Source organism: Aminivibrio sp. (genome assembly GCF_016756745.1).
In the GTDB taxonomy this organism is placed as follows: Bacteria; Synergistota; Synergistia; order Synergistales; family Aminobacteriaceae; genus Aminivibrio.
This window is the reverse complement of sequence record NZ_JAESIH010000014.1, coordinates 1-5,641: the sequence shown is the minus strand read 5'-3', so window position 1 is coordinate 5,641 and position 5,641 is coordinate 1. Positions and strand designations below refer to the sequence as shown.

Below are 5,641 nucleotides of genomic sequence, written 5' to 3'. Positions count from 1 at the left end.
GTACAAAAATAGGGCTCCATAAGCGATCAAAATAAGCAGCACAATAATGGCGGACATGGCTGACGAGAGGCTGTAATCTCCCGCCTGCTGGAAGTTGAAAACCGTGAGACCGATGGTCTTGGTTCCCGCCGCAGAGAGTATGGAGGATAGTGTCAGCTCCGTCATGGCGGGGATAAAAATGAGGAATGCACTTGCCATCACGGGCCTGGCTAACAAAGGGATCAGAATATGCAGCCATAGGGACGTCCGTCCGCTGCCGCCTGCGAGGGCCGCTTCTTCAAGGGCGGGCTCCACGGTAAGCATGGCATTGACGCTGCCTTTGATCTGCAGGATAAGGTATCGGGTGACATAGGCTACCGCCAGAATGGTCATAGTTCCGTAGATTCCCGGACGAATCCCCGGAAGGGGTTCCACCCAGTGAAAAATCATGGCGAGAGCCAGCACGATGCCTGGAATGGCGTATGTGATGGAAGCGCTTCTCTCCAGCAGTTTTACAGCCCTACTGTTCCTGCGTACCTTGAGATAGGCCGCTGCTGTGCCGGCTACAATGCAGACGATACATGTCAAGGAGGCAAGAAAAAGGCTGTTCCGTATGGATCGCATCACTCCCGCGTTGGTAAGGAGGGCGCGGAAGTTTTCAATGGTCAGGTTGTCTTCTCCGTATCCCAGGCCGTAGCTCTTCTGCACAGCGCTCAAAAACATGAAGACAAGGGGGACGATGTTGAATGCCGCGAGACCGCACAGTAGGGACCATTCCGTCACTGCGCGGGCTTTCGGCGGCAGCTCTATCCGCACCGACGGATCCTCCGCCACACTCTCCAGCCCCTTTCCTCTCCGTGTGAAAATTCCTTCAAGGAGAATTCCGGCCACAGCGATAACGGACAGTAGCACCGAGAGGACGGCGGCGTCGGAAAAGGATGAGGGGCCGAAGCCGATGGCCTTTTCGTAGATGTAGGTACTCAGCACCGGAACTCCGGAGGAAATACCCAGAAAGGCGGGAACAGAGAAGTTGTCGATGGCAGCCAGAAAGGAAAGAACTCCACCGCTTGCCACGGCAGGAGCCGCCAAGGCAAGGTTGACCCGTAATACCGTCTGCCTGCGGCTGAACCCGGCTGCCATGGACGCCCATTCCAGATCCACGGGGATCCTCCGCAGCATAGATTTGACGATCATATAGACAATAGGGATGTTGCACATTCCCTGCACGAAAATAATGCCGCCCATGGAATAGAGATTCACCGGTCCTATTCCGGCAGCAGAGAGCCACTGGTTCGCCACGCTGTTTTCGGACAAAAAACCTGTCCAGGACAACGTTATCACGTAGGAAGGGATGATGAAGGGCATAAGTATGAGAACTTCCGCCAGGTTTTTTCTTTTCAAGTTGGCGTATGCCGTTAGAAAGGCGAAGACGGACCCGCAGATCACTGAAAAAACGGTGGAACAAACCCCTATGATCACCGAATTGAATATGGCCGACCTTGTTCTGCCTTCGGCGAGGAGCCGGGTGTAGTGGGAAAAACTGTACCCGGCTTCCTCGGTGAAGCTCATGGCCAGAAGGCGCAGCAGCGGCGCCAGAAAGACGAGGAAGACCGCGAAGTAGAAAAGACCGGAGAAAAGAGCGGAGAAAAGACGGCTTCCGTATGTAGGTTTCAACTCGAGGGCGCGCACCGTCATCTGCGGTTTTTACTGGAACATGTCGCTGAACTTCGCCTTGTCGGCCTCTCTGTGGGATTTCAGTATGGAGATATCATAGACCATGCTTTTGATTTCGCTGATGGATTTCAACCCTTTGGGGGCAGGCACTCCAGCTTTAATCGGAGTATACCCCATGTCGGCCGCCACTTGCTGTCCCTCTTCGGACAAGACAAAATCCACGAAGGCCTTGGCCTGCTCGGGGACCTTGGTTGTCTTCAGTATACCGATGGGCTCTGTAATGGCGGGAGATCCTTCGACGGGATAGACGAACTCCACTGGTGCACCGTTGGTTTTGGAGCGTACCGCCATATAATCAACGATGATGCCGCAGGCCCGGTCACCCGCCACTACGGCGGTCTGGATCGCGCCGTTGCCCTTCTCCACCCGCACGCCGTTGTCCTTCAGATCTTCGTAGAATTTCCAGCCGAGTCCGTCGGTGCGGGTTATCACGCCGAGATTATAGGCCGCCGCACCGGAGTACAATGGGCTGGGCATAATGACGTTGTTCTTGAATTCCTCTTTCGTCAGGTCGGCGAAGCCGGTCAAGGTCGTTTTTATCTTGGCGGTGTTGTAAATGATCCCCGTGGTGATGAGTTTGGTGCCCGCATAGGTGCGGTCCTTGTCCACGTATTCCCCGGGAATACCTTTCAGTTCGGGAGAATCGTAGGAAAGCAACATCCCCTCTTCCTTCAGCCCTTCAAAGGTGACGCTATCCGCTACGAGAAGCACGTCGGCAAGCACGGACTTCACCTTGTTTTCCGCCCGGATCTTACTCACCACTTCTTCCGTTCCCGAACGGAACACGTCGACAGTCACGCCGGGATATTTCCCGTTGAAGGCACCGATAAGCTTCGCCACGTCTTTTTCAGGCTGGGACGTGTAGAGCACCACTGTACCCTTCAGTGCGCTTTTCCCAGCCGCATCGGCCATTCCCGCCATTCCGGCCGCCAGCAATACAGCCATAACCGCTCCCGTTACAATTCGTTTTACATTCACCTTTCTTACCTCCCTTGAAGTATGTTTTCTCGTCGCTCTGCTTTCGTTTGGAGGGGGGATCACATGCACACGGCCTTGTCTTCGTTCTTTCTTTCCGCCGCACACCGGGACCGGGGATTTTTCACCACGTCCTCCACAAAAGAGAGGGTGGACTTCAAGAAACTGAAATCCTGATCACAATCCATTCCTTCGATGACGAGGGGAATGCCGATGCCCCAAAGCTTGGGCAGCAACCGGATAAAGTCGTGGTCACCCCGGAAGAGAGGGGTGTGAAGTTTCTGCCCCGATCGGTTGCTGATGTGTATTTTCGATACGGAGGGCAACGTCCGCAGTAATGAAAATACTTCTTCCTCGCCGTCGCAGTGAGCGGAGTCCACCGTATAAGTGAAGCGCCCGAAAAGAGCCCTGGTCGCCAGCTTCATGTTTTCGGCGGAGTCTGCCAGCATTACGGGAAGCTTTTCCATCACTTCCAGCGAGATGGCAGCTCCCTTGGGGAAAGCGTACTCATACAGCTCGCACAGCGAGTCGAAAAGACGATCGTAGGAAGCTTCCTTCTCCGCGGGAAGAGATGCGTGTCCGGGGTGGACGGTCAATTCGCATGAGCCAATACGGAGTGCGAAATCCACCGCTCTCTTGGTCTCTTTTAGTGAGCCCCGTCGGATTTTATCGCTCATGGAGGCGATGTTTATATCCCAGCTCGGAGCGTGGACGATAGTCTCCGTTCCGTACAGACGGGAAAGCCGCAGATATTCGTCCACAGAAAATCCTCTGGCCTCAAAGTGCTGCGCCCAAATCTCCATACCCTGCAGCTCATGCTCGGCCGCCATCCGAAACATCTGCTCAAGCGTTCCATTCCACATCAGCGTGGATGAAAAAAACAGTCCCGTCATGATCTCATCCTTTCCCAAGCGCGAAACCGCTTGGGAAATATTGTATAAAGAGAATGTAATAAAAACGTCAATGGAGTGTAAATTAGAAGTAACAATCTCCAGTGAGAACGCAAAAATGAAGGAGAAAAAAACGAAAAAACTACATGGTGAAATCGAGGATGATTTTTTGCCCTTTTTGAGTCACAATACTTTCTGGAAACGATGCGAAAAAACAAACGGGGGATAACGTATAATATTTTTCGCAAAAAGGTTTGAAGGATGTGGTAAGCCGGGGAGGCCCGGCCGTCCGACGGGGAACGATGGCCCTCTACGGCCGCAAATTTCTGAACGGCGATGCGTTTCGCCGATACGCGAGGTGCTATTCTCCATGCGGGGCTGTGGCCTCCCTTTACCTGTGGAAAATATCCTTCGGCCGGTGAAGCGGAAAAATCGGATATGATCATCAGCGCCAGCAGACGAACGGACATTCCCGCTTTTTATGCTCCCTGGCTGGAAAGGCGCCTGAAGGAAGGCTTCGTTCTCGTCCGAAATCCCCGGAACCCGGCTCAAGTCAGGTACGTCTCCCTTGCAGTCCGGGACGTGGATTGCTTCGTCTTCTGGACCAAGGATGCCCGACCCATGTTTGGCCTCCTGGACACGCTGGACAGGGCCGGATACCCTTACTATTTTCAATGGACCGTCACCCCCTACGGACCTTCCATAGAGCCAGGGCTCGCCCAAAAGGAAGACATCCTCGCCGCCTTCCGGACTCTCGGCGGACGGCTCGGCTCCCATCGGACAATCTGGCGGTACGATCCGGTTCTGATTTCGAAGGAATATCCGGCGGAGCGCCATCTGGAGGATTTCGACCGAATGAGCGCCTTCCTGGAAGACAGTACGGAACGGTGCGTCCTCAGCTTCGTGGATATCTACGGGAAGCTCAGGGGAAAGGGATTGAGCGAAACATCCCCGGGGACAATGCGGACACTGGCCCGAGAATTCTCGGCCATCGCCGAAAAGCGGGGCATCGATCTTCTCACGTGCTGCGAAGAAGGGGACTTCGAGAACGTGGGCGTCCGGCATGGAGCCTGCATCGATAAAGAGCTGGTCGAACGGCTCGCGGGACGCTCTCTGAAGATCGGGAAAGACCGGAACCAGCGCCCCCTCTGCGAATGTGCCGAAAGCGCTGACATCGGCGTGTACGACACGTGTCCCGCGGGATGCGTCTACTGCTATGCGAACCGGAGCAAAAAAATGGTGGATGCCAACAGAAGGCGTCACACCCCCGAATCCTCCCTGCTCATTGGAGAACCTTCCCCGGAGGAACTGGACTCGGCGCTCCTTCGTCGTTCCTGAACCGTCATGCGCTCCGTTCTTTTTTCAAGGCGGGTCTGTGTATCTTCAGAAGTGCAGCTTGCCCGTTTTTCCTCAATAATGCCCTGCATCTCCTGTTCAGTGAATACATAGGGATTCACTGAACAAGCCATGACCTACATCCGCTGGTTTCTCGGCCCAAGCGTCCCCCGGTGACGCTCACCGCTGGGGTGCGGATTTAGGTGTAAAGAAAAAACTCGACAGATTTTGAGGGGGCTGATAGAATTCTACTCCTTGGAGACAGGAGGGAAAACTCTTCCAGTTTTTCCTAAATCCGCAGGTTTTTCAGGCAGAGGGAGTGTCGCCGGGCACAGCGCCCGGGGGAGAGAAACCGACACGGATGTCGGTTTCAGGTGCAGTTGTCAAGGACGACAATCTGCACCGGCGGCCCAAGCGAGCACCGGTGACGCTCCCGCTGAGGTGCGGATTTAGGTTTTTTGCCTGCTGTCCTTGTTTTTCGGTAAATATGCTACAATAACCTCCATGGTCGGGAGCATCCTCCCGCTGATGGTGGGTGCTTTCAAAAAGCCTATAATGCCCTGGTTGAGGGCGGACTACATTTACAGGGAGGTTGCTACATATGGCGAAGGAGAAATTTGAGAGGTCCAAGCCGCATTTGAACATCGGAACCATCGGTCACATTGACCACGGGAAGACGACGTTGACGGCGGCGATCACGAAGTGTCTGGCCACGTCGAACTATGCTG

At 54.5% G+C, this 5,641-nt stretch carries 5 protein-coding genes; 2 read left to right on the top strand and 3 right to left on the bottom strand.

What is annotated here, in order from left to right; genetic code table 11:
* From JMJ95_RS00880 to JMJ95_RS00870, 3 genes are all read right to left on the bottom strand, one after another.
* Positions 1-1,674, bottom strand: a 1,674-nt coding sequence (locus JMJ95_RS00880) for an iron ABC transporter permease (RefSeq protein WP_290681268.1), incomplete at its 3' end; no start/stop codon positions are given.
* Positions 1,675-1,683: 9 nt separating this feature from the next.
* Positions 1,684-2,691: an ABC transporter substrate-binding protein gene (locus JMJ95_RS00875; RefSeq protein WP_290681265.1), complete on the bottom strand. Its 1,008-nt coding sequence runs from the start codon at positions 2,689-2,691 to the stop codon at positions 1,684-1,686.
* Between the two features lie 59 nt (positions 2,692-2,750).
* Positions 2,751-3,581, bottom strand: a complete 831-nt coding sequence (locus JMJ95_RS00870) for a TIM barrel protein (RefSeq protein WP_290681262.1) — start codon at positions 3,579-3,581, stop codon at positions 2,751-2,753.
* A gap of 435 nt (positions 3,582-4,016) precedes the next feature.
* Here JMJ95_RS00870 and JMJ95_RS00865 point away from each other — a divergent pair, with 435 nt between their 5' ends.
* Both JMJ95_RS00865 and JMJ95_RS00860 read left to right on the top strand, forming a co-directional pair.
* Entirely contained in the window at positions 4,017-4,916 is a 900-nt protein-coding gene (locus JMJ95_RS00865) for a DUF1848 domain-containing protein (protein ID WP_290681259.1), read from the top strand.
* A 598-nt stretch (positions 4,917-5,514) separates the two neighbouring features.
* Positions 5,515-5,641, top strand: a 127-nt coding sequence (locus tag JMJ95_RS00860; protein ID WP_290680981.1) for a GTP-binding protein, incomplete at its 3' end; no start/stop codon positions are given.

What these genes read in the sequence shown, in the direction of transcription:
- JMJ95_RS00865 (WP_290681259.1), top strand. Translation starts at nt 4,017, where the DNA reads ATGATCATCAGCGCCAGCAGACGAACGGACATTCCCGCTTTTTATGCT.
- JMJ95_RS00870 (WP_290681262.1), bottom strand. Translation starts at nt 3,581, where the DNA reads ATGACGGGACTGTTTTTTTCATCCACGCTGATGTGGAATGGAACGCTT.